The organism is Pseudomonas sp. BF-R-19 (genome assembly GCF_019956445.1).
Lineage (GTDB): Bacteria > Pseudomonadota > Gammaproteobacteria > Pseudomonadales > Pseudomonadaceae > Aquipseudomonas > Aquipseudomonas fluorescens_BH.
Genome location: NZ_JAHBDN010000048.1, coordinates 275,019 through 300,951 on the forward strand (window position 1 = coordinate 275,019; position 25,933 = coordinate 300,951).

Here is a 25,933-nt window from a genome sequence, read left to right on the forward strand (position 1 = left end):
CCAATGCTAGCGGATTACAGTGGACTAGCGCTTGTTCAGGTCGCCGTAAAGCTCGGGACGACGATCGATCAGGTAGCGATTGGCGGCGCGGGAGTCGACCATCAACTGACGATCCAGCTCACCGACAATCAATGCTTCATCAAGGCCTGCCTGAGCGATGCGGCTGCCATCTGGTGCGGCGATGCTGCTTTGACCGCAATAGTGGATGTCGCCTTCATGGCCGCAGTAGTTGGCGTAAGCCACATAGCATTGGTTTTCGAAGGCGCGGGAGCGCACGGTGACATCGGCGACGAAATCGAACGGAATCATGTTCGCGGTCGGCACCAGGATCAGCTCGGCACCGGCCAGGGCCAGGCGTCGGGCGTTTTCCGGAAATTCCAGGTCGTAGCAAATCAGGAAACCGAGCTTCCAGCCGTTGAGATCAACGATGGGAAACTCGTCGGAACCTGCGCTGAACATCGAGTGATCCAGATCGCCGAACAGATGAGTCTTGCGGTAGTTGCAGATGCGCTCGCCGTTAGCGTCGATCAACTGCACGGCGTTGTAGATCTGTCCGTCCTCGGTGCGCTCGGGATAGCCATACAAAATGGCGATCCCGGCAGTCTTGGCAATGCGCGCAATCTGCTGCGCCGATTCACCGTTATGCACCTCCGCCAGCACGCTGACGGCATCGACGCCGATGTTGTAGCCGGTCAGGAACATCTCCGGCAGCACCAGCAGATCGGCGCCTTTTGCCTCCAGCGCAAGCTGCTGCAAGCGATGCAGGTTGCCAGCGACATCCAGAGGCAGCGGTGGGCATTGGTAAAGGGCTACGCGCATTTCGGATTCCTCTTACTCGGGCAGGGCGATCGGTCCGATCTCGTTGAATACATCTCCTGGACCCGGATTCTCGGCGTGAGTTGCACCGCCGAAGTGTTTCATGATGCCCCATACCGCGTTGAGCGAGGTCTGTACCGCACCCTCAACCCAGGCCGGCGTCCACGAAACGTCGTCGCCGGCGATGAAGATCCCGCGCTGTTCGGCTGGCATGTCGTCCTGCATGAAGTGCGCGTACATGCGCTGGTTGTAGCGGTAGTGGCCGGGCAGGGCGCCTTTGAACGCGCCGAGGAAATGCGGGTCGGCTTCCCACGAAACGGTGATCGGGTCGCCGATGATTCGCGCGGCGATGTCGACTTTCGGGTAGATTTTCTTCAACGCATCCAGCGCCAGTTTCACGCGCTTTTCCACCGGCTGCGGCAGCATTTTCAGCGCGTCGCTCATCCACGAGTACGACAGGCAGATCACCCCCGGCTTGTCGTCGCCGTTGTCGAACAGGTAGGTGCCACGGGTCAGGCGGTCGGTGAGGGTCATGCTCATCAGGTCGCGGCCGGTTTCCGGATCCTTGTCCTTCCAGAACGGGCGGTCGACCATCACGAAAGTCTTCGACGACTGCATGTAGCGGGTGCGGTCCAAAGCCATCCACATCTTTTGCGAGAACAGGGTTTCGTCGCATTCGATCTGGGTGGTCAGCAGCCAGCTCTGGCAGGTGGTCAGCACGGCCGCGTATTCGCGGGTGTCGCCCCAGTTGTCGGTGACGGCGAAACGGCCGCCCGGCGCGTGGGCAATTTTCTTCACGCCGGTACGCGGTGCGCCGTTGTGCAGCGAACTGAGGCTGGTGCCGGCCGGCCAATGTGCGCAACGCTCCGGCACATGGCGCCAGATGCCCTGCGGCACCTGTTCCACGCCGCCGACCACCAGGTGCTGGTGATCGTCGCAGTTGGTCATCACCACGCGGAAGATTTCCAGCATCGAGTTCGGGAAGTCCGAGTCCCAGCCGCCGGTACCGAAACCGACCTGGCCGAACACTTCACGGTGATGGAACGAGAGCTTGGCGAAGGCCTTGGAGGTGGCGACGAAATCGTAGAAGGTGCGGTCGTCCCACAACGGAACCAGGGTGTTCCACAGCTCTTTCAGACGTGGCACATCACGATCACGGATGGCTTGCTGGATATCGGAGAACTGCGAACCGGCTTCCAGGGCATCGGCCCAGGCGTCAGCCACTTCCTGGAACAGCGCAGGAAGGTCCGACAGCTTCTGTGCGTAATGGGTCTGGCCTTCGAGGTCGATCACCGTGCTGCCCGACGCAGGCGTCAGCGGGTTGGGGAAGGGTTTGGTTTCCAGACCGAGCTTGTCGACGTAGTGATAGAACGCGGTGGACGACACCGGGAAGCGCATCCCGCCCAGTTCGGCAACGATGCCTTCGGCGCCATTGAACGCCTGGGAGCGCAGGCGGCCACCCATTTTCGAAGCTTCGTAGACGACCGGTTTCAGGCCCAGCTTCATCAGCTCATACGCCGCCACCAGGCCGGCGATCCCGCCGCCGACAATCGCCACTTCGGCACCGTGATTATGCTCGGGAATGCTGCCCAGCCCGGCCGGATGCTCGATCCAGTCGTCGAAGGCGAAAGGAAAGTCCGGGCCGAAAATGGTGACTGGTTTCTTACCGTCTGCAGGATGGCGATTGTTCTTGTTCATGGCTGACCTTGCTGGCGACCCGACGCGGAATGCGCATCTGAGTATAGGAAAAGATGCCAGCCATTCTAGAGAGCACAGAACACGTTAATAAGACGCAAAGTGTCGTCATTATGCTATTTGTTTGATCAGTATGACGATCTATCAATACACACTGACCACTGTGGGAGCGGGCTTGCTCGCGAAGAGGCCAGCCCTGGCACCCAAAAAACTACAGGCAGGAACTCAAACCGGCTGCCCCCGATCAATCTTGCTACTCAAGATGATCGAGGTCGTGGTCTTCTCCACCCCATCCACGCTGCCAATCTGATCCAGCAACTGATCCAGCTGCTCCGGCGAATCGGTGCGCAACCACGCCACATAATCAAATTCGCCACTCACCGCACACAACTGCTGCACCTGCGCCATCGCACTCAGTCGGCGCAAAACCTCTTTACCGGAACGCGGTTGCACGGTTATCCCCACATACGCCTGCAACCCGCCATCCACCACCCGCTGGCCGAGGCGCACGCCGTAACCGGTGATCACCTTGGCCTTTTCCAGCCGCGCCAGGCGCGAAGTGACGGTGGTACGGGCGATGCCCAGTTGTCGGGCAAGCATGGCCACGCTCTCGCGGGCGTTGATCTGCAGGGCGGCAATCAATTGGCGGTCGATTTCATCGAGAACAGGCGTGCGAGTGTCAGGCAAAGGGTTATCTCCAGCGGCATGGATCAGTGCGCAAGCATGTTACAGGCAGTTCCTGCAGGACGCTCGCGACGGAGATTTGATCCAGCCTCAATACCGTTCATGACATTTTTGCCTGCGACAAATTGCCATAAGTAACTAGGTAGTACATTATTCCGCCCTTGTCACAAATGGGGAAAATTTCCGACATGAACAATTCTGGGGCTGCCGCCGGCAGCAAATGGTTGCTGGCGGGGCTGGGTGTGCTGATTGCACTGATCGGGCTCGGCCTGGCCGGTGGCGGTGGTTATCTGATCGCGCTGGGTGGCAGCTGGTACTTCCTGCTGATGGGCCTGGCGATGCTGGCGTCCGGGTTGATGATTGCCCGGCGCAAGCGACTTGGCGCCTGGTTGTATGGTGTGGCGTTGCTCCTCACTGCGATCTGGGCCGTTTGGGATGCGGGCCTCGAATACTGGCCGCTGGTCTCGCGGGTACTGACCTTCGCCGTGATCGGTCTGGTGGTGGCATTGATCTATCCGACCCTGGTCCGCGCTTCGGGCGCGACCGGCGGGCGTGGCGCCTACGTTCTGGCTGGCATTCTGGGTGTGGGCGTCGTTGCGACGATGGCCTACATGTTCGTGCCGACCCACGTGGTCAAAAACACCACTGTACCTGCGGTAACGCCGGTCACTCCGGGCACCGAGCAGAAAGACTGGGCGCACTGGGGCAACACCACCGCCGGCAACCGCTTTGCCGCGCTGGACCAGATCACCAAGGGCAACATCGACAAGTTGCAGGTCGCCTGGACCTTCCGCACCGGCGACATCCCGCAAAGTACCGGCGCCGGTGCCGAAGACCAGAACACCCCGCTGCAAATCGGTGACACGGTCTACACCTGCACCGCCTACGGCAAAGTCTTCGCCCTGGACGCCGACACCGGCGCCCAGCGGTGGAAGTTCGACCCGCAAGGCACCGCGCCCAACTGGCAGCGCTGCCGTGGCCTGGGTTACTCCGAAACCCCGGTGTCTTCGGACACTCAGCCAACCGCCTGTACGAAACGTCTGTTTCTGCCGACCGGCGATGCGCGCCTGATCGCCATCAATGCCGACACCGGCAAGCCCTGCGAAGAATTCGGCAACAAGGGCACCGTTGACCTGACCACCGACATGGGCGAAGTGAAGCCCGGTTACTACCAGCAAACCTCGACCCCATTGGTCGCAGGTGACGTGGTGATCGTCGGCGGCCGCGTGGCCGATAACTACTCCACCGGCGAACCGCCGGGCGTGGTGCGTGCCTACGACGTGCGCAGCGGTGAACTGGTATGGGCATGGGATCCGGGCAACCCGAACACCACCAAACGTCCGCCGGCCGGCGAGACCTATACCCGTGGTACGCCGAACGTGTGGTCGGCCATGTCCTACGACGCCAGGCTCGGTCTGGTTTACTTGCCAACCGGCAACGCCACCCCGGACTTCTTCGGCGGTCAACGCACCGAGTTCGACGACAAGTGGAGCTCGTCCATCGTCGCTATCGATGTGAAGACCGGCCAGGTGCGCTGGCACTTCCAGACCACCCACCACGACCTGTGGGACTTCGACCTGCCGGCACAGCCGCTGCTGTACGACGTGCCGGACGACAAGGGCGGCACCCAGCCAGCCTTGGCGCAAGTCACCAAGCAGGGCGAGATCTTCCTGCTCAACCGCGAAACCGGCGTGCCGATTGCCCGCGTCGAAGAGCGTCCGGTGCCGCAAGGCAAGGTTCCTGGCGAACGCTACTCGCCAACCCAGCCGTTCTCGGTGGACATGCCGTCAATCGGCAACAAGACCCTGACCGAGTCCGACATGTGGGGCGCCACGCCGTTTGATCAGTTGATGTGCCGAATCCAGTTCAAAGGCATGCGCCACGAAGGCGTCTACACCCCGCCGGGCATGGATCGCGCCCTGCAATTCCCGGGCTCGTTGGGCGGCATGAACTGGGGCAGCGTCTCGGTTGATCCGAACACCCACTACATGTTCGTCAACGACATGCGCCTGGGCCTGGCTAACTACATGATCCCGCGCGACAAGATCAAAGTCGGGGCCAGCGGTATCGAAATGGGCGTGGTACCCCAGGAAGGCACACCGTTCGGCGCCATGCGCGAGCGCTTCCTCTCGGCGGTCGGCATTCCGTGCCAGAAACCACCGTTCGGCACCATGTCGGCCATCGACCTGAAGACCCACAAACTGATGTGGCAAGTTCCGGTCGGCACCGTGCAAGACACCGGCCCGCTGGGCATCCGCATGCACCTGCCGATCCCGATCGGCATGCCGACCCTCGGCGCTTCGCTGGCAACCCAGTCGGGCCTGCTGTTCTTCGCCGGCACCCAGGACTTCTACCTGCGCGCCTTCGATACCGGCAACGGCAACGAAATCTGGAAGTCGCGCTTGCCGGTGGGCAGCCAGTCAGGGCCGATGACTTACGTTTCACCGAAAACCGGCAGGCAGTACATTCTGCTGACGGTGGGCGGTGCGCGTCAGTCGACGGATCGTGGGGATTATGTGATTGCCTACGCTTTGCCCGAGTAAGGGTTGAAGCTTGAGTCAGAAAGCCGCGCCATTGCGCGGCTTTTTGTTGGGCGAAAGAGCCTGTGTGGAAATCGGCTAGGATTGAGGCAGTCGAGGGTGCGAGGCGAAGGACATGACAACGAAGCTACCTGCTGCTGTACGGGACCGTGCATTGCAGATCGCCCATCACGAAATGGGGCACTACGTGGTGGCCCGTGCCCTGGGGTTTGAAACGGGCGGCGTTACCCTGACAGTGACCAAGGATCTGCGGCACCAGGGAGGGGCCTCCATTACCTTGGTGCGCCCAATTTTGTCGATGGAAGCCATGAAGGAACATCTGGAAGCCCGGATGATGGTGCTCCTGGCTGGCGCAATGGCGCAGACCCTGCCTTCAAAACCTTCAGCCGCAAAACGCGTCGACAAGCCCAAAGCCACGGCCATCCTCAAAGGCGAGCAGGGGGCGGAACAGGATTACGCAAAAATCAGGGAGCTTCAGCATCTGCTGCGCAATATTGCCTGCCCGGATACCGATCCAGCGTCGGGTAAGCGCATTTCGGCTGAGCTTAAATCGATGACTGATCGGGTCTGGATTCGGACTCAAGAAATTATCGAAGATCAGGCTGGGACGATTGCCGAATTGGCTGTGGCGCTGGTGGACGGTATGGCTCTTGTGGAGCAATGGGGGCGGGCGACGGATACGTATGAGGTGGTGTTGACGGGGCAGATGCTGGAACGGTTGCGGGTGGTGCAGGCCATCCCTTCGTTACGTGTTTGGACTGACAGTTGCAGTGATGTTGTTCAGCACTGGAAATAACGAAGGGCCGAAGAGGCTGGCTCTATCAGTCCCAAAAAGGGAACGCTCGGTCCCTTTTTGGGAATTTTCAGACTCTGTGAATATTGTTCTATTGATCTGCATCCGATCTCGATCGAACAGGCCTTCGCGTCAGCACCTTCACCACATCATCAATCACCGCTTTGCTCATCGTCGTCAGGTAGTGCGCGGCCCAGGCGTGGCGGTCGGAGTCTTGGGTGTAGGCGGCGTCCACGGTCAGGGACTTGGCGAGGAACAGCAGGTCGGAGGCCTGGGCCAAGGCGTCGGCGATGGGGACGTTGCGGCAGACGTGGAACAGGGGTTGACTCGAGAGATACAGGAAGGGGGTGAAGCCGACGGTTTTTAGTTCTGATGACGCAGAGGAATCTGTTTTTATCATGGTCTTACTCCAAGATTAGAGTAGTCGCCACGTTCGTTTCCAAGCGAATAGGTGGCGGCTGTGCGCAGGTTGGAAAACCGGAGACCACAGAACCGGCACGCCTGAAGGCGTCCCACGCACAGCTGCCATAACACAAAATTCGCAATCGTAAAAAACGTCTGGAATCGCGGTAGGGGTACTGTTGCACTGTGATCTGACGGGTTTCCAAGCCCGATCGCTGAATGGTCAGCGACGTCCGGAGACTATCCCGTCGAAGAAAAGCGCAACAAGGCAGCAAAGTGCCCAAAAGCAAGATTCGGAGTTTGCCTACAAGGTTTACGGACGTCATCCGATATTGCGACACCCTCTGTAAACGAAGACTGGCGCGACGAGCGATTTTCCAGGCCGGTGCATCCTCTGAGTAGTTGAGCCAAACGCCTGGTTCCCGCGTTGTCATGAGGGCACTGAAGCAATTGGCGAAACGGCAAACCCTCTACCAGTAACCATCGTTAACAATTGACAGAGGAATCAGGGTGGTTGGGCACCTCTGAAGCTCATACATTTATTCCTTTGAGGTTATATTCCTTTGGTGGCATATTTGTATGAAATGGGACGTCGAATACACGGATGAATTTGAGGCCTGGTGGGATCACCTGAACGAGGCCGAACAGGACTCGGTTCAGGCCACGGTGATGTTGCTGGGCGAGGATGGCCCACACTTGGGTTTTCCACATACCAGCGATATCAAGAGTTCACGGCATGGCAACCTTCGTGAGCTAAGGGTGCAGCACGCTGGCAGGCCGTACCGTGTGCTGTACGCGTTTGATCCACGGCGCAGCGCGATTCTGCTGATTGGCGGTGATAAAACCGGCCAGGAGCGTTGGTATACGGAACACGTGCCACTGGCCGAACGTCTCTACGACGAGCACTTGGAAACATTGAAGAAAGAGGGCTATGACAATGGCTAAAAAATTTGCTGATTTGGTGGCACGTCGCTCTCCAGAGTCTAAAGCGCGTGTTGAGGTCTTGCATCAGAAGCTACGAGAACAAATGCCGCTGCACGAGTTGCGCCAGGCGCAAGCGTTGAGTCAGGACACACTGGCCAGGACGCTGCATGTCAACCAGGCGGCGATCTCCAAGATGGAGCGGCGAACGGATATGTACATCAGTACTTTGCGCAACTACATCCGCGCTATGGGTGGCGAGCTGGAAATCATCGCCACCTTCCCCGAGGGCCAGGTAAAGATCGAAAACTTTGCCAACTGAACGATTTAAAAAATGGCTCTACTGTTTCGGGCTATTCAGATACGCAAAAGCCGCGCAATGCGCGGCTTTCTTGTTTGGTGGGCCCACACGGACTTGAACCGTGGACCAAAGGATTATGAGTCCTCTGCTCTAACCAACTGAGCTATAGGCCCTCAGTAGGTCGCGGATTATAGCGATGGTTTCGCAGCTGTGCTATCCGAAAAATCCAATACGGTTGTACGAAGAAACGTCGCGGCAAATTCGTCGGGGGGCAGGGGTAGGCTGACGATGTAGCCCTGGATTTGTTCACAGCCCTCGGCAGCGAGGAATTGCTGTTGCGCCAGGGTCTCGACCCCTTCGGCAATCACGGTGAATGGCATGCTGCGTCCGAGCGCGATGATGGCGCGTACGATCGCCGCATCGTGGGGATCGTCCGGCAGGCCGCGGACGAAGGACTGGTCGATCTTGAGGATGTCCAGTGGCAGACGCTTGAGGTAGCTCAGGGACGAGTAACCGGTACCGAAGTCATCGATGGCCAGTTGCACACCCAGTTTTTTGAGTTGATGCAGCACCGCCAACGCTTCCTCAGCCTGGCTCATGATGAAGTTTTCGGTGATTTCCAGTTGCAGGAAACCGGGGTTGAGGCCGTTGTCCTTGAGCAACTGTTCGATACGGCCCAGCAGATTGGGTTGGCGCAATTGGGCGCCGGCAAGGTTGACCGACAGCGGGCCGGGACTGTCGTACAGCCGGTGCCATTCGGCCATCTGCCGGCAGGCGGTTTCCAGGACCCAGTCGCCGATTTGCAGGATCATGCCGTTTTCTTCGGCCAGCGGGATGAAGTGTTCCCGCGGCACGTCGCCAAAGGTCGGATGGCGCCAGCGGATCAGGGCTTCGGCGCCGACCAGGCTGTAGTCCACGAGGCTGATTTTCGGTTGGTAGCACAGGTGCAGCTCGTTGCGTTCGATGGCGCGGCGCAGTTCGTGTTCCAGCGCCACGCGTTCGCTGGCCTGGGCGGTGAGGTCGCGGGTGTAGCTTTCGACGCGGTTGCGGCCCTTGGCCTTGGAGCGGTACATCGCGGCGTCGGCGTTCTTGATCAGTGTGGCAACGTCGCAGCCATCCTTCGGATAGAGGCTGGTGCCGATACTGGCGCTGATGAAAAACTCGTGTTCGCCAGCCTGGAACGGCGCGGCGAAACAATTGAGCAATTTGGTGGCGATGTGGTCGGCATCGCTGGATTGTTGCAGGCCCGGCAACAGAATGATGAATTCGTCACCACCCAGTCGCGCCACGGTGTCGATGTCACGCAACTGCTCCTTGAGACGTACGGCAATGCCCTTGAGCAGCAGGTCGCCGACCGGGTGGCCGAGGCTGTCGTTGATGTGCTTGAAGCGGTCAAGGTCGAGGAACAGCACGGCGCCCTGGCCGCCGTTTTCCTGCTGGTTGTTGAGCGCCGTCAGCAAGCGGCTTTCGAACAGCGTGCGGTTAGGCAGGCCGGTCAGCGGGTCGTGGTGCGCCTGGTAGTCGAGTTTGGCCTGGGCATGTTTGAGGCTGGAAATGTCGGCGAACACCGCGACAAAGTGGGTGATGAACTTGTCGCGGTTGCGCACGGCACTGATGGTCAGCCAGCTCGGATACAGCTCGCCATTCTTGCGCCGATTGGAAATCTCGCCCTGCCAATGACCTTCGGCGGTCAATTGATGCCACATGGCCGCGTAGAACGCACTGTCATGCAGGCCTGAGGCGAGCAGGCGTGGCGTGTGGCCCAGGGCTTCGTTTTCGCTGTAACCGGTGATTTCGGTGAACGCGCGGTTGACCGCGCTGATGTGCTGTTGGGTATCGGTGATCAACACGCCTTCGGCGGTGCTTTCGAACACGGTGGCGGCCTGTTGCAGTTTTTCCTGCATCAGGTGCCGCTCGGTGATGTCCCGGGCGATGGTCAGCATGCAGTCTTCATCACCAATCGGCAGCGGACGGCTGGACACTTCACAGAGGCGGATCTGCCCGTCGCTGCGGCGGATATGGCAGCTGAAGTCGCGGACAAAACCGTCTCGGTGCAGCAGGTCGAGCATTTGCTTGCGTTCATTGAGGTTGACCCAGATTCCCAGGTCCAGCGCCGAACGATCCACCGACATGGCGCTGTTGAACCCGGTGATGCGGCTAAAACCATCGTTGACCTCCAACAGCAAGCCATCACTTTGCCGAGACAGCAGCAAACCGTCGGGAGAGGCGTGGAAGGCCTTGGCGAATTTTTCTTCGGAAGTTTGCAACTGTTGCTGGGTTTCCTTGAGCTGGGTGATGTCCCGCACCACGACCACCAGCGCCGGTGTCATGTCGAGGTTGAACGGTTCGGCGGAGATCAGGCCGGTAAACACCTGGCCGTTGCTTCGACGAAAGGGCATTTCCAGGTTGCGGATGCTGCCGGCCTGCAAACGTTGCAACAGGCCCGGCCCAACACCGGGAATCCCCCAGATGTTCAGGTTGGTGGCGGTCTGGCCAATGACGTCCTCGGCCTTGAGGCCGATCTGTTCTTCGAACGCTTCGTTGACTTCCAGCAGGCAGCCGTCGCTCAGGCGCGCGATCACCAGCATGTCCGGGCATTGCTGGAACACGGATGCGAATTTCTGCTCCGACAGGCGCAATGCTTCTTCGGTGCGCTTGGCGTCGGTGATATCGATCATCAACCCGCGCAGCACCGGCTCATGCCCGTGTTCGATCAGGCTGACGATATCGCGCACCCACAGGCAGCGCCCGTCGGCGGTGATCACCCGGTAATCGAGTCGGTGATCGCGCCCGGCCAGCACTTCGTGATCGCAGAAGGTCTGGGCACGGGTCAGGTCGGCGGGGTGAATGATGTTGCGCCAGAAGCCCGGTATCAGCCAATGGGATAGGGGATAACCGAGAAGGTCTTCGGCGTGGGGCGATACATAGCTGTAGGTGAAGTCGGTGACTTTTGCTTCCCAGGCGATGGCCGACAGGCTCTCCACCAGGCCACGGTAGTGGTATTCGCTGCTGCGCAGTTCCTGTTCAAGGTCGACCCGGCGGGCGATTTCCGAGCTCAAGCGGCGGTTGATGCGGATAACCACCGCCAGCACGATAGTCAGCAGCAGCAATCCGGGCAGGCCATACACCAACAGGTCATTCCAGAAAGTTCGATGATCGAGGACGTTGCCGACCCAATGCTCCTGAATGGCGCTGATTTCAGCGGGACTCATGTCCGCCAGGACTTTGTCGAGAATGCCGACCAGCATCTTGTTGCCGCGGGGTACACCCATGGCCAGTTGATAGCGATAGGGGGTTTCACCGCTGACATACAACCCATCGAGCTTGAGTTGGCGCAGGCTCCAGACGCTGGAAGCCAGATCGCCTACCACGGCGTCTACTTCGTCGGTGGCCAGCGCCTGCAGCGCCGAACTGACGTTGGGCATCGCCACCAGGTTCAAGTCGGGATGGTGGGTGCGCAGCAGTTCGTGGGGGGCGTAGTTTTCCACCACGGCGATTTTCAGGCCGTACAGGTCTTTCAGGTTATGTGGCTGGGGGCCCCCGACATGGGCCAGGATGACAATCGGAAAATCCAGATAGGGGCGGGTGAACGACAGGTATTTCTGGCGTTCAGGGGTCGACATGATGCCCGGCAGCAGGTCCAGCTTGCCCTTTTTGGCTTGTTCCAGGACGGCGGTCCAGCTCACCGGCTCGATGGGCGTGAGCCGGGTTGCCAGCCTTTTGCGGATGACCTCGATGTAATCCGCGGCAAGGCCCTGGTAGCGGCCCTCATCGTCACGAAACTCGAAGGGCGGCCACGACGCATCGACACCCAGGCGCAATTCCGGGTGAGCCGCCAGCCAGCTACGTTCATCGTCAGTGAGAGTCAGAGCGCCAGCCGTTGCGGTCCAGGTCATCAGCGACAGCAAAAAAAGCACGGTCGGCAGTCTGGGCATAACGGTCTCGTTATGGCTCGGGGGAATGTTTCGAGTGTAGACGGCTACTGGGCGGAGGGGGGAAGCGGGGGGATTTAATCTGTACAAAGCAAAACCCCCGGCCTGGGCCGGGGGTTCTGTGATCACTCGTCGAGGAAGGAGCGCAGATGCTCGCTTCTCGTCGGGTGGCGCAGCTTGCGCAGCGCCTTGGCTTCAATCTGACGAATCCGCTCACGGGTCACGTCGAACTGCTTACCAACCTCTTCGAGGGTGTGGTCGGTATTCATGTCGATACCGAAGCGCATGCGCAGTACCTTGGCTTCACGGGCAGTGAGGCCGGACAGTACTTCGCGAGTCGCTTCTTTAAGGCTCTCAACGGTTGCAACATCGATTGGCGACTGCATGGTCGAGTCTTCGATGAAGTCACCCAGGTGGGAGTCTTCGTCATCACCGATCGGGGTTTCCATGGAGATCGGCTCTTTAGCGATCTTCAATACCTTACGGATCTTGTCCTCAGGCATTTCCATGCGTTCGCCCAGCTCTTCCGGGGTCGGTTCGCGACCCATTTCCTGCAGCATCTGGCGGGAAATGCGGTTGAGCTTGTTGATCGTCTCGATCATGTGCACCGGAATACGGATGGTGCGGGCCTGGTCGGCGATCGAGCGAGTGATCGCCTGACGGATCCACCAGGTGGCATAAGTCGAGAACTTGTAGCCGCGACGGTATTCGAACTTGTCTACCGCTTTCATCAAGCCGATGTTGCCTTCCTGGATCAGATCGAGGAATTGCAGGCCACGGTTGGTGTACTTCTTGGCGATCGAGATCACCAGGCGCAAGTTGGCTTCAACCATCTCTTTCTTCGCGCGGCGGGCCTTGGCCTCACCGATCGACATGCGACGGTTGATGTCCTTGATCTCGGCGATGGTCAAACCGGTTTCGGTTTCCAGCGCGGTCAGCTTCTGCTGGCAACGGATGATGTCCGGCTGCAGACGACCAATGGCTTCAGCGTATTTGCCTTTGCCTTTGGCCAGGGCATCACTCCAGCTTTCGTCGACTTCGTTACCCGGGAACTGGCGCAGGAAGTCGGCACGCGGCATGCGTGCATCACGAACGCAGAGCTGCATGATTGCGCGCTCTTGCTGACGCAGGCGATCCAGGGCACTGCGAACACGCTCGACCAGGCCTTCGAATTGCTTCGGCACCAGTTTGATCGGCATGAACAGCTCGGCCAGGGCCAACAGCTCGGCAATCGTTGCCTTGTTGTTGCGACCGTGCTTTTTCAGCGACTTGCGGGTGATTTCCATCTGATCGGCGACAGCGCCGAAACGCTGGGCGGCGATGACCGGATCCGGACCGCTTTCGGCTTCTTCCTCGTCATCGGAGGCTTCGGCGTCATCGTCCTCGGAGTCGTCATCCGCTTTAGCGGCTTTCGCGTCGATCGGCGGCGGCACTTCTGCCGCAGGCGGCGCGATGCCGTCGTCCGGGTCGATATAACCGCTCAGGACGTCGGACAGGCGGCCACCTTCGGTGGTGACGCGGGTGTACTCGGAGAGAATATGATCAACCGTGCCAGGGAAGTGCGCGATTGCGCTCATCACCTCACGGATGCCCTCTTCAATACGCTTGGCGATTTCGATTTCGCCTTCACGCGTGAGGAGCTCTACCGTACCCATTTCACGCATGTACATGCGCACCGGGTCGGTAGTGCGACCAATGTCGGTCTCGACCGCAGCCAACGCTGCAGCGGCCTCTTCGGCTGCGGCTTCGTCGGTATCGGCGTCGGCCAGCATAAGGGAATCCTTATCTGGCGCAACCTCGAATACGTTGATCCCCATGTCATTGATCATGCGGATGATGTCTTCCACCTGTTCCGGATCTGAAATATCCTCCGGCAGGTGGTCGTTGACCTCCGCGTAAGTCAGGTAGCCCTGCTCACGACCAAGTGTGATCAACTCTTTGATACGAGACTGCTGTTGCGCTTTTCCGGACATAACACCCTATCCACTGAAGGTCTTGGCGGGCAAAAAACAAGCCGAGGATTATACCTGAGCTATGACCTCACGCGCCAGTTGAGGTCGGGTTTGTTGCGGAAACATTGCGACTCAAGAGGTCGCGCAGTTGATTTTTCTCTTCGCTGGTCAATTCGCTTTGACGCGCTTTTCGCAGAAGTTGTTCCAGGTTTCGCTCGCGTTGGCGGGCTGACAAGCTAGTAATGGTGTCGAAAAACTGTTGTTCAAGGTTATCTCCATCAATCAGCCATTCCTTTTCGGCCAGCGCCTTGAGCAGGCGGCCTTGTTCTGTGCCGTGCCAGCGCGCAATCAGTTGAATTGAGTTTAGCTTGGGATTCTTCTGCACGGCTTCGAGCAGCGCCACCAGCAATTGTGTGTTGGTGTGATCTTCGGCGGCGAAGTGCCCGGCATCCTCGACTTTTTTCGCCAGTTGCGGGTGATGCAGCAACGTGCGCAAGGCGGCGAGGGTCGGCGGTTCTACGGCGGCGGGCACCCGTGGCGCGCGGGGTTGATCGCGATCACCGCCCCGCTTGCCATTCTTGTCCCACGGTTTTTTGTCCCATTTCTTGCCTCCTGCACCGGGTTTCTTCGGCGTCCATTCCTGCTGCGGCACATACATTTCCTGTGCCTGCGGCTGATGATAGTCGCTGTAATCAGGCATCGCGTCGTAATCGATGCCCGGGTCGTAGGCCGGCGGTGCTTCTTGCGGGGCGCTTTGTGCCAGTTGACTCACCGCTTCGCCGCTCAGACCGGTGATTTCGCTCAGGCGTTGACGCATCAGGGTGCGCAGGTTGGCGCCCGGGACTTTGTCGATCAGCGGTGCGGCGAGGGTGGCCATATGGGCTTTGCCCTCAAGCGAGCGCGGGTCGGCTTCTTCCGTCAGTTGCTGGAAGAAGTAGTCGGCCAGAGGCTGCGCGTGCTGGTTGATCCGTGCGCGGAAGGCATCGGTGCCTTCGGAGCGGACCAGGGTGTCCGGGTCCTCGCCTTCGGGAAGGAACAGAAAGCGTGCACGACGACCGTCCTGCAAGCTCGACAGTGTCGCCTCCAGCGCCCGCCATGCCGCATTGCGGCCGGCCTGGTCGCCGTCGAAGCAGAACAGCACGCTGGGTACGACGCGAAACAGCCGCTTGAGGTGTTCCTCGCTGGTAGCGGTGCCCAGGGTCGCGACAGCATTGCGCAGGCCTTGCTGGGCCAGGGCAATGACGTCCATGTAACCCTCGACGACGATGATCTCGTCGAGGTTGCGGTTAGTCTTGCGCGCTTCGTACAGGCCGTAGAGTTCCTGGCCTTTATGAAAAACCGGGGTTTCCGGGGAGTTCAGGTACTTCGGCTTGTCGTCGCCCAATACCCGGCCGCCAAAGGCGATGACGCGCCCGCGACTGTCGCGGATCGGAAACATCACGCGGTCGCGGAAGCGGTCGTAGCGTTTACCGCTTTCGGCGTTTTCGATCAGCAGGCCGGCATCGATCATGGCTTTTTGTTGCAGGGTATCGCTGCTCAAGTGCTTGAACAGGTTGTCCCAGCCAGGCGGAGCAAAACCCAGGCCGAAGTCCCGGGCGATTTCGCCGGTCAGCCCGCGGCCTTTAAGGTATTCCACGGCGGCCTTGCGCGATGGATGGCTTTTCAGGGCCTGGCGATAAAAGTCGGCAGCGGCGCTGAGTAGCGGATACAGCGGCGAATCGGTTGGCTGTCGCGGTTTGTGCGGGCGGCCGCTTTCTTCGCGGGGGATTTCCATGCCGGCGGCTTTGGCCAGTTCTTCGACAGCCTGGACGAAATCCAGGTTGTCGTGGTCCATGATGAAGCCGAGGGCGTTGCCGCCAGCGCCGCAGCCGAAGCAGTAATAGAACTGCTTGTCGGGGCTGACGCTGAACGACGGAGTCTTTTCCTTGTGGAACGGGCAGCAGGCGGTGTGGTTCTTGCCGGCCTTTTTCAATTGCAGGCGCGAGCTGACCACATCGACGATGTCGGTGCGGTTCAGAAGGTCGTCAATGAAGCTCTGGGGAATTAGCCCGGCCATGGCGTTCTCGTCATCTGCGCTGAAAGGAGCCCGAAACGTGCGGCGATCGAGCGCGGTCATTGTTTGAGGCGCGCAAAGTGTGCGGCTCGACCAGTGTCGTCTGCGTAATCGCTGTCGGGAAGTGTATCTGCCGAAAATCCACTGACGTTAATGCCAATCAGTATTCGACTGTTTGAATGTGTTGCGCTGAATCCGCTATGGCCAATCATAGGCCCCGGATAGCTCATCATCTGGCACGCAAGCAGGTGCCTTGGGCTGATCGTCGTGAGAGGAATCAGTGGGTGTGCTCGTCAGTAGCCTTGAAAGGCTCGTCAGAAAAGACGTGCACCGCTGGCAAAAGAGCCAGGTCTGACGCGGTGAAGCAGATTTGTCTCGGTCGCGTCTGCGGCTTTGACGGTGAAGCATCAAGCGTTTTACGCAAATGCCATAAGCCCGGCTGAGGGCCGGGCTTGGCAGAAGCTTGCTACGATCGTCTGTGTATTAGTACAGACGAACGGCGCGGCGCTGTTCGCGCTGAACTTTCTTGGCGTGACGCTTAACAGCGGCTGCTGCTTTGCGCTTACGCTCAGAAGTTGGCTTCTCGTAAAATTCGCGGCTACGAACTTCAGCCAGTACACCGGCTTTTTCGCAGGAGCGCTTGAAACGACGCAGAGCTACGTCGAAGGGTTCGTTCTCTTTTACTTTGACGGCTGGCATCCAGAGCTACCTTCATTCATTACCGGGGTCAACATCCTCGCGGCAAAAGAGCACTTGAAGACGTCGGTTTTTAAGGGTTGCGGATGTTAACCCCTCAACGCTCGGAATGCAAAGCCTCTGATCGAAAACCGCTGGTCGGGGCATCACGCGACGACTATTATGCGCGCCTTCGAATTCAGCCTAAACAAGGCGCAAACCCATGCTAGTACTGGGATTAGAAACCTCCTGCGACGAAACCGGTGTCGCATTATATGACAGTGAGCGCGGCCTGCTGGCCGACGCGCTGTTCAGTCAGATCGACCTGCACCGCGCCTATGGTGGCGTGGTGCCGGAGCTGGCTTCGCGCGATCACGTCAAACGCATGCTGCCCTTGATTCGGCAGGTGTTGGCCGAGGCCGACTGCGTGCCGACCGAGATCGATGCGATCGCCTACACCGCGGGTCCTGGCCTGGTCGGTGCCTTGCTGGTAGGGGCTTCCTGCGCTCAGGCGCTGGCCTTTGCCTGGGGCATTCCGGCCCTCGGCGTGCATCACATGGAGGGCCACTTGCTGGCGCCGATGCTGGAGCCGCAACCACCGGAATTTCCGTTCGTCGCTTTGTTGGTGTCGGGTGGTCATACGCAACTGGTTCAGGTCGACGGAATTGGCCAGTACACGCTCCTGGGCGAGACCCTGGATGACGCCGCTGGCGAGGCCTTCGACAAGACGGCCAAGATGATGGGCCTCAATTATCCGGGCGGGCCGGAGATCGCTCGCCTTGCAGAACAGGGCGTTGCAGGGCGTTTCCTCTTCCCGCGTCCGATGTGCGACCGTCCGGGTCTGGATTTCAGCTTCAGTGGCCTGAAAACCTTTGCGTTGAACACCTGGCAGCAGTGCGTTAGCGCCGGGGACGACAGCGAACAAGCCCGTTGCGACATCTCGCTGGCGTTCCAGCAGGCCGTGGTGGAGACTTTGACCATCAAGTGCAAGCGTGCCCTCAAGCAGGCAGGAATGAAGCGCCTGGTGATCGCTGGAGGCGTCAGCGCCAACAAGGCGTTGCGCTCTTCTTTGGAGAAGATGCTCGGCGACATGAAGGGCGACGTGTTTTATGCGCGCCCTGAGTTCTGCACCGATAATGGCGCAATGATCGCGTTCGCCGGCTGCCAGCGCTTGCAGGCCGGTCAGCAGGAAAGCCTGGCGATCAGCGTGCAGGCGCGCTGGCCGATGGAGCAGTTGTCGGCATTGTGATGAGTGGTGCTCATGTCCGGCCGCTAGAAATGCCGTTCGCGTCCGGCAAACAGGTCGCGTAGATTGCCGCGATGACGCCAGACGATCAGCCCGGTGAGCGTACTCATGGGCAGTAGGGCGGCCGGTTCTTGCCAGGCCAGCAACGGCAGGGTCAGCGGTGTGGCGATGAGGGCGGCCAGGGAACTGGTGCGGGTCAGGTAGAACGTCAAGAGCCAGGCACAGACCGCCAGAAGGGCTGCGGGCGGGTACAGTCCCAGCAACATGCCGGCAGCGGTGGCGACACCCTTGCCGCCGCGAAAGCGGAAATACAACGGAAACAGATGGCCGATGACGGCATAGACGCCGATCCAGGCCTGTTCCTGCTGCGAAAGGCCCGCAAGGCGCGCAATCAGTACCGGCAGCAGGCCTTTGCAAAGGTCGCCGAGCAGGGTCAGGATGGCGAGTTTCTTGCCGGCCAGGCGCAACATGTTGGTGGCACCGGCATTGCCCGAGCCACTCATTCGCGGATCGGGGTTACCGGTCAGGCGGCTGAGCAAAATGGCAAAGGACAGAGAGCCGAGCAGGTAGGCGAGGATCGCCAATAACCAAAACATGCTAACTATTCCGGGCGAGGAAGCCCTGATTCTAACGGCGCATTGCGCCCTTGTCGTGTAGCGGAGAGAAGTGCTTGGACAGAGTGTTTATCGAGGGCCTGGAAGTCGACACGGTGATTGGTGCCTACGACTGGGAACGAGGCATCCGACAGTGCTTGCGTCTTGATCTGAGCTTCGCCTGGGATAATCGCCCGGCCGCAGCCGGTGATGACCTGACCCTGGCGCTCGACTACGCCAGTGTTTCCTTGCGCATCCAGGCGTTTGCCGAGCAGGCGCAATTCCAGTTGGTGGAAACCTTTGCCGAGCGCCTGGTTGAAGTGCTGATGAGCGAATTCAAGATCACCTGGATGCGCCTGAAGCTGACCAAGCCCGGTGCTGTCCCGGCTGCCACCGGCGGTGTGGGCGTGGAGATCGAGCGCGGATGTCGCTGACTCAGGTGTACCTCGGGCTCGGTAGCAATATCGAGCGTGAAGCCCATTTGCGGGCGGGGCTCGATGCATTGTCGGCGTTCCTTGTCGATATCCGCTGTTCGGCGGTGTTCGAAAGCCAGCCGGTGGGCATCAAGAGTGGGCCGTTCTTCAATTTCGTGGTGTCGGCGTATACCGACCTGCCGCTGATGGAGCTTGATCGTCGACTGAAGTTCATCGAGGCGGATAACGGTCGTTACGCACCGGATCGCCGAGGTTTGCCGCTGGATATCGACGTGTTGTTGTTCGGTGACCTGGTGGGCAACTTCGATGGCTTGATCTTGCCGCGGGCAGAAATTCTGAAAAATGCGTTCGTTTTGTGGCCCTTGTCGCTGATTGCGCCTGATCGGGTGCATCCGGGTGTAGGCAAGAGCTTTGCGACCCTGTGGGGTGAAGCGCAGATTGATCAGGTGTTGGCACCGGTGGCTTTCGAATGGCGCGGTGAGCAGCTGACACCTTCAGATTTGTTGTGATCTGACTGACGCCTTCGCGAGCAAGCCCGCTCCCACAGGGTTACGCTAACCCTGTGGGAGCGGGCTTGCTCGCGAAGGCGCTCCGACGAAGCTTTTTCAGACAGATGCCGTCTCTTTGTAGACTTTCAAGGCTTTTAGCCGCTCGCGCTTGATCTCCTCCCCCAACTCCGGCCCCTTGAAGCCTTTTTCCAGCAACGGCTGAACCGCCACGCTGCGAGCAGCGGTTGCCGCGCCGCGCAAGTAATCCGCCTGTGGATAACTTCTTTCTTCCAGCCCTTTGCGCCCCCGCGCATCCATCTCGCATGCCGCGATGAACTCCTCGAACCGCTGTGGCCGACGGTAAATGTCGAAGCTTTGCAGCAATTCGAGCAATGTCGATGGCTTCAGCTCAAGGGCGCGATGCCCGTGGGTGTGATACTCGCCCACCAGTAGCGCCAGTTCCTGGCAGTCCCTCGGTACCTTAAAGCGTTCATTGACCGTTTTGATCATCTTCAGACCCTTGAACTCGTGGGCAATGTGTCGCGGCCATTCTTCCTCTGGCGTCAGGCCCTTGCCCAGGTCGTGCAGCAGGCAGGCCCAACGCACGGTCAGCGGCTGTTTGTGCCGCGCCGCTTGCTGCAACACGCTCAGGGTATGTGTGCCTGTATCGATTTCCGGGTGGTGGGCGGGTGGTTGCGGTACGCCAAACAGCGCGTCGACCTCGGGCATCAGTACCTTGAGTGCGCCGCATGCACGCAAAACCTCCACAAACACCTGTGGCTGATCTTCCATCAGAGCGCGGGAAATTTCTTTCCAGCTGCGCTCCGGGGTCAGTGCTTCAAGCTCGCCTGACTCGCTGAGTTGGCGCATCAGTTCCAGGGTTTCCGGGGCGACGGTAAAACCCAGCGTCGCGTAGCGCGCCGCGAAGCGGGCAACACGCAGGACCCGGAGCGGATCTTCGGCAAATGCCGGGGAAACGTGACGAAGCAGGCGTGCTTCGAGGTCGCGCTGGCCGTGGTACGGGTCGGTCAGGTTCTGCTGATCGTCTTCAGCCATGGCATTGATGGTCAGGTCGCGACGGATCAGGTCTTCTTCGAGGGTGACTTCAGGGCTGGCGTGAAAAGTGAACCCGCCGTAACCGCGCCCGCTTTTGCGCTCGGTGCGGGCGAGGGCGTACTCCTCACCGCTTTTTGGATGAAGGAACACCGGGAAATCCGCGCCCACCGGGCGAAAGCCCTTGGCGAGCATCTCTTCGGTCGTCGCGCCGACCACGACCCAGTCGATATCGGTAACCGGTTTGCCCAGCAAGCGATCGCGTACCGCACCGCCGACTTTATAAATACGCATAAAAAACCTCCGTTAGCTCGACAGGATAACCGTTGCATCGAGCTTTCGGAGGCACAAACCGGATCAAAGATGGATGACGGCCAGGTCCAGGCGGCCGTAATCGCCTTCGCTGTGCTCGCTTCTGGGCGGCACATGATGGGTTTTCATGACCTGATCGCCCTGCAGGGTTTCCAGGTGAATGTCGAAACCCCAGAGGCGGTGCAAGTGCTTGAGCACTTCCTCGGTGGACTCTCCCAGCGGTTTGCGGTCGTGTTGCTGGTGACGCAGGGTCAGAGAGCGGTCACCACGCCGGTCGATGCTGTAGATCTGCACGTTGGGCTCACGATTTCCCAGGTTGTACTGTGCCGCGAGGGTTTCACGGATGATGCGGTAGCCTCCTTCGTCGTGGATGGCGGGCACCAGCAGGTCGTCCTTCTGGTCGTCATCGAGAATGCTGAACAGCTTCAGGTCGCGGATCACCTTCGGCGACAGGTACTGCAGGATGAAGCTCTCATCCTTGAAGCTGCTCATGGCGAACTTGATGGCTGCCAGCCAGTCGGTGCCAGCAATTTCCGGGAACCAGCGGCGATCTTCCTCGGTGGGTTCTTCGCACATGCGCCGGATGTCCCGGTACATGGCAAACCCGAGAGTGTAGGGGTTGATTCCGCTGTAGTAAGGGCTGTCGAAGCCCGGCTGAAAGACCACGCTGGTGTGGGATGTCAGGAACTCCATCATGAAGCCGTCGGTGACCAGGCCCTCGTCGTACAGGTCGTTCATCAGGGTGTAGTGCCAGAACGTGGCCCAGCCTTCGTTCATCACTTGGGTCTGGCGCTGTGGATAAAAATACTGGGCGATCTTGCGCACGATGCGCACGATTTCCCGCTGCCATGGCTCCAGCAGCGGCGCGTGTTTTTCGATGAAGTACAGGATGTTTTCCTGAGGTTCGGCGGGGAAGCGTGCGTTGTCCTTGTCGCTGTACTTGTCCGCGCCCTTGGGAATGGTGCGCCACAGATCGTTGATCTGTTTCTGTAGATGTTCTTCCCGGTCCTTTTGCCGGCGACGTTCTTCTTCCGCGGAGATCGGATAGGGGCGTTTGTAGCGGTCGACACCATAGTTCATCAGCGCATGGCAGGAGTCGAGCAGGTCCTCTACCGCGTCGATACCGTGGCGTTCTTCGCACTGCATGATGTACTGCTTGGCAAACACCAGGTAGTCGATGATCGAGCTGGCGTCAGTCCAGGTGCGGAACAGGTAGTTGCCTTTGAAAAAGCTGTTGTGCCCGTAGCAGGCATGGGCCACCACCAGCGCCTGCATGCAGATGGTGTTTTCTTCCATCAGGTAGGCGATGCATGGGTCGGAGTTGATCACGATCTCGTACGCCAGCCCCATCTGGCCGCGGGTGTAGGACTTTTCGGTGCTGAGGAAGTGCTTGCCGTAGGACCAGTGGTGATAACCCAGTGGCATACCGACCGAGGCGTAGGCGTCCATCATCTGTTCGGCGGTGATCACTTCGATCTGGTTGGGGTACGTATCGAGTGCGTAGCCGGCCGCAATACGACTGATTTCGCGGTCATAGGCCTGGATCAGCTCGAACGTCCATTCGGAGCCGGTGGAAATGGGTTGGCGTTTCTGCTCTTTGGCGGTCATGTCACTAACCTGCGCTGGAAGAGTTCACGGAAGACCGGATAGATATCCCCGGCCGAGACCAGTTGTTGCTGGGCAAAAGTGTCGGAAAAGGCTTCGGCGATGCGCTCGTACTCGAACCACAGGGCCTGGTGTTCGCGCGGGGTGATCTCAACATAAGTGTAGTACTGCACGAATGGCATGATCTGGTTGATCAGGATGTCGCGGCAGATCGGAGAGTCGTCGTTCCAGTTGTCACCGTCTGAGGCCTGGGCGGCGTAGATGTTCCACTCGTTGCTCGGATAACGCTCAGCCATGATCTCCTGCATCAGTTTCAGGGCGCTGGAGACGATGGTGCCGCCGGTTTCCCGGGAGTAGAAAAACTCCTCTTCATCCACTTCGCGGGCGCTGGTGTGATGGCGGATGAACACGACGTCGATCTTTTCGTAGTTACGCTTGAGAAACAGGTACAGCAGGATAAAGAAGCGCTTGGCGATGTCCTTGGTCGCCTGGGTCATCGAGCCGGACACGTCCATCAGGCAGAACATCACGGCCTTGGAACTGGGGTTGGGTTGCTTGATGAGCAGGTTGTATTTGAGGTCGAATGTGTCGAGAAACGGTATGCGGTGAATGCGCGCGCTGAGTTTTTCGATTTCTGCTTCGATTTCCTGAATATCGCCGAAGTTGTCCGGTTCTTCCTGCTTGAGTCGCAGAAGTTCCTCTTTGGCTTCGCGCAGTTTTGCCCGGCTGCTGCCGGACAGGGCGATTCGCCGGGCGTGGGCTGAACGCAGGGTGCGGATGATGTTGATCCGCGACGGGTTGCCCTCGTTGCTGATCCCGGCGCGCACGGTCTTGAAGGTGTCGGTGCCGGTCAGGTTGCGCTTGACCAGGTTGGGCAGTTCGAGGTCCTCGAACATGAATTCGAGAAATTCTTCCTGGGTGATCTGGAAGACGAATTCGTCCATCCCTTCGCCGGAGTTGCCAGCCTTGCCGGGGCCTCGACCGCCACCGCCTCCCGGTGGACGGGCGATATGTTCGCCGCTGGTGAATTCCTTGTTGCCCGGGTGCACGACCGTCTGCTTGCCACCGCGACCGTGGTGAAGCACCGGCTCGTCGATGTCGCGACCGGGAATGCTGATTTGTTCGCCGTGTTCCATATCGGTAATGGAGCGCCGGCTGACCGCCTCTTCGACAGCCTTTTTGATGTGATCACGGTAGCGCCGCAGAAACCGCTGGCGGTTCACCGTGCTCTTGTTCTTGCCATTGAGACGTCGGTCGATCACATAGCTCATGACTGCTCCTTAGAAGCTGTCCTGAAAGGGGCGAGCGGTGATACAGCATCGAACCGAGAGCCGAGGGATGTTGAACGCTCCCCCAAGCGCTTTGGATGCTGCCTGAACTCGCTACCGACTTTCGAACACCTTCCAGAGGCTTGTGTAACAGAAAATGCATACACAGGCCTCTGGCTGACGACAACCGGTCTGACCGGCAGCGGGTTATTGTGATTTTCTGACCCGCAGGTACCACTCGGACAGCAGTCGTACCTGTTTGTCGGTGTAGCCCCGCTCGACCATCCGTGTGACGAAGTCGTTGTGTTTCTGCTGGTCCTCTTTGCTGGCCTTGGCATTGAAGCTGATGACTGGCAGCAGGTCCTCGGTGTTGGAGAACATTTTCTTCTCGATGACCACCCGCAGTTTTTCGTAGCTGAGCCAGGTCGGGTTCTTGCCGTTGTTGTTGGCCCTGGCGCGCAGGACGAAGTTGACGATTTCGTTGCGGAAGTCCTTCGGATTGCTGATGCCGGCCGGTTTTTCGATTTTCTCCAGTTCTTCGTTCAACGCTACGCGGTTGAGGATCTCGCCGGTCTCCGGGTCGCGGTATTCCTGGTCCTGGATCCAGAAGTCGGCGTACAGCACATAACGATCGAAGATGTTCTGGCCGTACTCGCTGTAGGACTCGAGGTAGGCGGTCTGGATCTCCTTGCCGATGAATTCGATGTAGCGCGGTGCCAGGTACTCCTTGAGGAAGCGCAGATAGCGTTCGCGGGTCTCGGCCTGGAACTGTTCCTGTTCGATCTGTTGTTCCAGCACGTAGAGCAAGTGCACCGGGTTGGCGGCGATTTCGTGCGGATCGAAGTTGAACACCTTCGACAGGATCTTGAACGCGAAGCGGGTCGAGAGTCCGTTCATGCCTTCGTCGACGCCTGCATTGTCGCGGTATTCCTGGATCGACTTGGCTTTCGGATCAGTGTCCTTGAGGTTTTCGCCGTCGTACACGCGCATCTTCGAGTAGATGTTGGAGTTTTCCGGCTCCTTGAGGCGCGAGAGCACGGTGAACTGGGCCAGCATCTTCAGGGTGTCCGGCGCGCAATGCGCCTTGGCCAGCGAACTGTTGAACAGCAGCTTGTCGTAGATCTTCACTTCGTCACTGACCCGCAGGCAGTACGGCACTTTGACGATGTAGATCCGGTCGATGAAGGCTTCATTGTTCTTGTTGTTGCGGAAGGTGTGCCACTCCGATTCGTTGGAGTGCGCCAGCAGGATCCCGGTGAACGGAATCGCGCCGAGGCCTTCGGTACTGTTGTAGTTGCCTTCCTGGGTGGCGGTCAGCAGTGGGTGCAGCACCTTGATCGGTGCCTTGAACATTTCGACGAATTCCATCAGGCCCTGGTTGGACCGGCACAGGGCGCCCGAGTAGCTGTATGCATCAGCGTCGTTCTGTGGGAATTCTTCCAGTTTGCGGATATCGACCTTACCCACCAGCGCCGAGATGTCCTGGTTGTTTTCATCGCCTGGTTCGGTCTTGGCCACGGCGATCTGGTTGAGGATCGACGGATAGAGTTTCACCACGCGGAACTGACTGATGTCGCCACCGAATTCGGCTAGGCGCTTGGTTGCCCATGGCGACATGATGGTGTTGAGGTAGCGCCGTGGAATGCCGAAGTCTTCCTCGAGGATCGCTCCATCTTCAGTGGAGTTGAACAGACCCAGGGGCGACTCGAAAACCGGCGAACCCTTGATGGCATAGAAGGGCACTTTTTCCATCAGTTGCTTGAGCTTCTCGGCCAGGGACGATTTACCACCACCGACAGGGCCGAGCAGGTAAAGGATCTGTTTCTTCTCTTCCAGGCCCTGAGCGGCATGGCGGAAATACGACACGATCTGGTCGATGCATTCTTCCATCCCGTGGAAGTCTTCAAAGGCCGGATAGCGGCGGATGACCTTGTTGGAGAAGATGCGCGACAGTCTCGAGTTGGTCGAGGTGTCGAGCAGTTCCGGTTCACCGATGGCCAGCAGCAGACGCTCGGCGGCGGAAGCGTAGGCGCTACGGTCTTTTTTGCACAGTTCCAGATACTCTTGCAGAGAGAGTTCTTCCTGGCGTGTGGACTCGAAGCGTTGTTGGAAGTGGCTAAAGATACTCATGACGTCACCTCGCTCGATACGTGGAGCCGACGCCGGATCA

The 25,933-nt window shown here is 59.3% G+C and carries 20 protein-coding genes and 1 tRNA gene; 7 read left to right on the top strand and 14 right to left on the bottom strand.

Annotated features, from left to right (window positions below; all coding sequences use genetic code 11):
- Nucleotides 1–24: 24 nt before the first annotated feature.
- The 3 genes from KGB28_RS12980 to KGB28_RS12990 all read right to left on the bottom strand — a co-directional run bounded on the left by KGB28_RS12980 (nucleotide 25) and on the right by KGB28_RS12990 (nucleotide 3,198).
- Complete coding sequence (locus KGB28_RS12980; RefSeq protein ID WP_223445614.1) at nucleotides 25–819, bottom strand: carbon-nitrogen hydrolase family protein; 795 nt, start codon at nucleotides 817–819, stop codon at nucleotides 25–27.
- 12 nt (nucleotides 820–831) lie between these two features.
- Nucleotides 832–2,514, bottom strand: a complete 1,683-nt coding sequence (locus KGB28_RS12985; protein ID WP_057713046.1) for a flavin monoamine oxidase family protein — start codon at nucleotides 2,512–2,514, stop codon at nucleotides 832–834.
- A gap of 222 nt (nucleotides 2,515–2,736) precedes the next feature.
- Complete coding sequence (locus KGB28_RS12990) at nucleotides 2,737–3,198, bottom strand: Lrp/AsnC family transcriptional regulator (protein WP_046039454.1); 462 nt, start codon at nucleotides 3,196–3,198, stop codon at nucleotides 2,737–2,739.
- A gap of 185 nt (nucleotides 3,199–3,383) precedes the next feature.
- On the opposite strand from KGB28_RS12990, the gene KGB28_RS12995 reads away from it, so the two are divergent.
- Both KGB28_RS12995 and KGB28_RS13000 read left to right on the top strand, forming a co-directional pair.
- Complete coding sequence (locus KGB28_RS12995; RefSeq protein WP_223445616.1) at nucleotides 3,384–5,738, top strand: glucose/quinate/shikimate family membrane-bound PQQ-dependent dehydrogenase; 2,355 nt, start codon at nucleotides 3,384–3,386, stop codon at nucleotides 5,736–5,738.
- 112 nt (nucleotides 5,739–5,850) lie between these two features.
- The gene (locus KGB28_RS13000) at nucleotides 5,851–6,531 is read left to right on the top strand and encodes a peptidase M41 (RefSeq protein ID WP_223445618.1); all 681 of its coding nucleotides are present in this window, start codon (nucleotides 5,851–5,853) and stop codon (nucleotides 6,529–6,531) included.
- Between the two features lie 88 nt (nucleotides 6,532–6,619).
- On the opposite strand, the gene KGB28_RS13005 is transcribed toward KGB28_RS13000, so the two are convergent.
- Nucleotides 6,620–6,928, bottom strand: coding sequence for a DUF3077 domain-containing protein (locus KGB28_RS13005; protein ID WP_223445620.1), 309 nt, complete (start codon nucleotides 6,926–6,928; stop codon nucleotides 6,620–6,622).
- A gap of 581 nt (nucleotides 6,929–7,509) precedes the next feature.
- On the opposite strand from KGB28_RS13005, the gene KGB28_RS13010 reads away from it, so the two are divergent.
- Together KGB28_RS13010 and KGB28_RS13015 are read left to right on the top strand one after the other, a co-directional pair.
- Nucleotides 7,510–7,875: a type II toxin-antitoxin system RelE/ParE family toxin gene (locus KGB28_RS13010; protein ID WP_223445622.1), complete on the top strand. Its 366-nt coding sequence runs from the start codon at nucleotides 7,510–7,512 to the stop codon at nucleotides 7,873–7,875.
- Nucleotides 7,868–8,173 carry an XRE family transcriptional regulator gene (locus KGB28_RS13015; RefSeq protein WP_223445623.1) on the top strand — a complete coding sequence of 102 codons (306 nt, stop codon included), beginning with the start codon at nucleotides 7,868–7,870 and terminating at the stop codon, nucleotides 8,171–8,173. Before KGB28_RS13010 ends, KGB28_RS13015 begins: the two co-directional genes overlap by 8 nt.
- 75 nt (nucleotides 8,174–8,248) lie before the next feature.
- Here the strand turns inward: KGB28_RS13015 and KGB28_RS13020 are convergent.
- The 5 genes from KGB28_RS13020 to rpsU form a co-directional block, all read right to left on the bottom strand.
- Nucleotides 8,249–8,325 (bottom strand) — tRNA-Ile (locus tag KGB28_RS13020).
- Nucleotides 8,326–8,340: 15 nt separating this feature from the next.
- Nucleotides 8,341–12,087, bottom strand: coding sequence for a bifunctional diguanylate cyclase/phosphodiesterase (locus KGB28_RS13025; protein ID WP_223445625.1), 3,747 nt, complete (start codon nucleotides 12,085–12,087; stop codon nucleotides 8,341–8,343).
- A gap of 122 nt (nucleotides 12,088–12,209) precedes the next feature.
- Complete coding sequence (rpoD, locus tag KGB28_RS13030) at nucleotides 12,210–14,057, bottom strand: RNA polymerase sigma factor RpoD (RefSeq protein WP_223445627.1); 1,848 nt, start codon at nucleotides 14,055–14,057, stop codon at nucleotides 12,210–12,212.
- A gap of 67 nt (nucleotides 14,058–14,124) precedes the next feature.
- Nucleotides 14,125–16,092, bottom strand: coding sequence for a DNA primase (gene dnaG / locus KGB28_RS13035; RefSeq protein ID WP_223445630.1), 1,968 nt, complete (start codon nucleotides 16,090–16,092; stop codon nucleotides 14,125–14,127).
- A gap of 480 nt (nucleotides 16,093–16,572) precedes the next feature.
- Entirely contained in the window at nucleotides 16,573–16,788 is a 216-nt protein-coding gene (gene rpsU / locus KGB28_RS13040) for a 30S ribosomal protein S21 (protein ID WP_002551877.1), read from the bottom strand.
- A gap of 199 nt (nucleotides 16,789–16,987) precedes the next feature.
- Between rpsU and tsaD the strand changes: the two genes are divergently transcribed.
- On the top strand, nucleotides 16,988–18,013 hold the full coding sequence (gene tsaD, locus KGB28_RS13045) for a tRNA (adenosine(37)-N6)-threonylcarbamoyltransferase complex transferase subunit TsaD (RefSeq protein WP_223445632.1): 1,026 nt from the start codon (nucleotides 16,988–16,990) through the stop codon (nucleotides 18,011–18,013).
- Between the two features lie 23 nt (nucleotides 18,014–18,036).
- Here tsaD and plsY read toward each other — a convergent pair whose 3' ends face one another.
- Nucleotides 18,037–18,606, bottom strand: coding sequence for a glycerol-3-phosphate 1-O-acyltransferase PlsY (gene plsY / locus KGB28_RS13050; RefSeq protein ID WP_007993197.1), 570 nt, complete (start codon nucleotides 18,604–18,606; stop codon nucleotides 18,037–18,039).
- 74 nt (nucleotides 18,607–18,680) lie between these two features.
- On the opposite strand from plsY, the gene folB reads away from it, so the two are divergent.
- Both folB and folK read left to right on the top strand, forming a co-directional pair.
- Nucleotides 18,681–19,037 (top strand): dihydroneopterin aldolase, encoded by a 357-nt coding sequence (gene folB / locus KGB28_RS13055; RefSeq protein ID WP_223445640.1) that lies wholly within the window; start codon nucleotides 18,681–18,683, stop codon nucleotides 19,035–19,037.
- Nucleotides 19,028–19,546 (top strand): 2-amino-4-hydroxy-6-hydroxymethyldihydropteridine diphosphokinase, encoded by a 519-nt coding sequence (gene folK / locus KGB28_RS13060; RefSeq protein WP_223445642.1) that lies wholly within the window; start codon nucleotides 19,028–19,030, stop codon nucleotides 19,544–19,546. The genes folB and folK overlap by 10 nt, the downstream gene beginning before the upstream one ends.
- Before the next feature lie 96 nt (nucleotides 19,547–19,642).
- Here folK and KGB28_RS13065 read toward each other — a convergent pair whose 3' ends face one another.
- The 4 genes from KGB28_RS13065 to KGB28_RS13080 all read right to left on the bottom strand — a co-directional run bounded on the left by KGB28_RS13065 (nucleotide 19,643) and on the right by KGB28_RS13080 (nucleotide 25,893).
- Complete coding sequence (locus KGB28_RS13065; protein ID WP_223445644.1) at nucleotides 19,643–20,872, bottom strand: multifunctional CCA addition/repair protein; 1,230 nt, start codon at nucleotides 20,870–20,872, stop codon at nucleotides 19,643–19,645.
- A gap of 63 nt (nucleotides 20,873–20,935) precedes the next feature.
- Nucleotides 20,936–22,498 carry a SpoVR family protein gene (locus tag KGB28_RS13070; RefSeq protein ID WP_223445646.1) on the bottom strand — a complete coding sequence of 521 codons (1,563 nt, stop codon included), beginning with the start codon at nucleotides 22,496–22,498 and terminating at the stop codon, nucleotides 20,936–20,938.
- Nucleotides 22,495–23,766 carry a YeaH/YhbH family protein gene (locus tag KGB28_RS13075; RefSeq protein ID WP_007993202.1) on the bottom strand — a complete coding sequence of 424 codons (1,272 nt, stop codon included), beginning with the start codon at nucleotides 23,764–23,766 and terminating at the stop codon, nucleotides 22,495–22,497. The genes KGB28_RS13070 and KGB28_RS13075 overlap by 4 nt, the downstream gene beginning before the upstream one ends.
- Before the next feature lie 204 nt (nucleotides 23,767–23,970).
- Entirely contained in the window at nucleotides 23,971–25,893 is a 1,923-nt protein-coding gene (locus KGB28_RS13080) for a PrkA family serine protein kinase (protein WP_007982655.1), read from the bottom strand.
- Between the last annotated feature and the right edge of the window lie 40 nt (nucleotides 25,894–25,933).

Coding starts and splice junctions, on each gene's coding strand:
- KGB28_RS12980 (WP_223445614.1), bottom strand. CDS start 819: ATGCGCGTAGCCCTTTACCAATGCCCACCGCTGCCTCTGGATGTCGCT.
- KGB28_RS12985 (WP_057713046.1), bottom strand. CDS start 2,514: ATGAACAAGAACAATCGCCATCCTGCAGACGGTAAGAAACCAGTCACC.
- KGB28_RS12995 (WP_223445616.1), top strand. CDS start 3,384: ATGAACAATTCTGGGGCTGCCGCCGGCAGCAAATGGTTGCTGGCGGGG.
- KGB28_RS13000 (WP_223445618.1), top strand. CDS start 5,851: ATGACAACGAAGCTACCTGCTGCTGTACGGGACCGTGCATTGCAGATC.
- KGB28_RS13005 (WP_223445620.1), bottom strand. CDS start 6,928: ATGATAAAAACAGATTCCTCTGCGTCATCAGAACTAAAAACCGTCGGC.
- KGB28_RS13010 (WP_223445622.1), top strand. CDS start 7,510: ATGAAATGGGACGTCGAATACACGGATGAATTTGAGGCCTGGTGGGAT.
- KGB28_RS13015 (WP_223445623.1), top strand. CDS start 7,868: ATGGCTAAAAAATTTGCTGATTTGGTGGCACGTCGCTCTCCAGAGTCT.
- KGB28_RS13025 (WP_223445625.1), bottom strand. CDS start 12,087: ATGCCCAGACTGCCGACCGTGCTTTTTTTGCTGTCGCTGATGACCTGG.
- rpoD (WP_223445627.1), bottom strand. CDS start 14,057: ATGTCCGGAAAAGCGCAACAGCAGTCTCGTATCAAAGAGTTGATCACA.
- dnaG (WP_223445630.1), bottom strand. CDS start 16,092: ATGGCCGGGCTAATTCCCCAGAGCTTCATTGACGACCTTCTGAACCGC.
- rpsU (WP_002551877.1), bottom strand. CDS start 16,788: ATGCCAGCCGTCAAAGTAAAAGAGAACGAACCCTTCGACGTAGCTCTG.
- tsaD (WP_223445632.1), top strand. CDS start 16,988: ATGCTAGTACTGGGATTAGAAACCTCCTGCGACGAAACCGGTGTCGCA.
- plsY (WP_007993197.1), bottom strand. CDS start 18,606: ATGTTTTGGTTATTGGCGATCCTCGCCTACCTGCTCGGCTCTCTGTCC.
- folK (WP_223445642.1), top strand. CDS start 19,028: ATGTCGCTGACTCAGGTGTACCTCGGGCTCGGTAGCAATATCGAGCGT.
- KGB28_RS13065 (WP_223445644.1), bottom strand. CDS start 20,872: ATGCGTATTTATAAAGTCGGCGGTGCGGTACGCGATCGCTTGCTGGGC.
- KGB28_RS13070 (WP_223445646.1), bottom strand. CDS start 22,498: ATGACCGCCAAAGAGCAGAAACGCCAACCCATTTCCACCGGCTCCGAA.
- KGB28_RS13075 (WP_007993202.1), bottom strand. CDS start 23,766: ATGAGCTATGTGATCGACCGACGTCTCAATGGCAAGAACAAGAGCACG.
- KGB28_RS13080 (WP_007982655.1), bottom strand. CDS start 25,893: ATGAGTATCTTTAGCCACTTCCAACAACGCTTCGAGTCCACACGCCAG.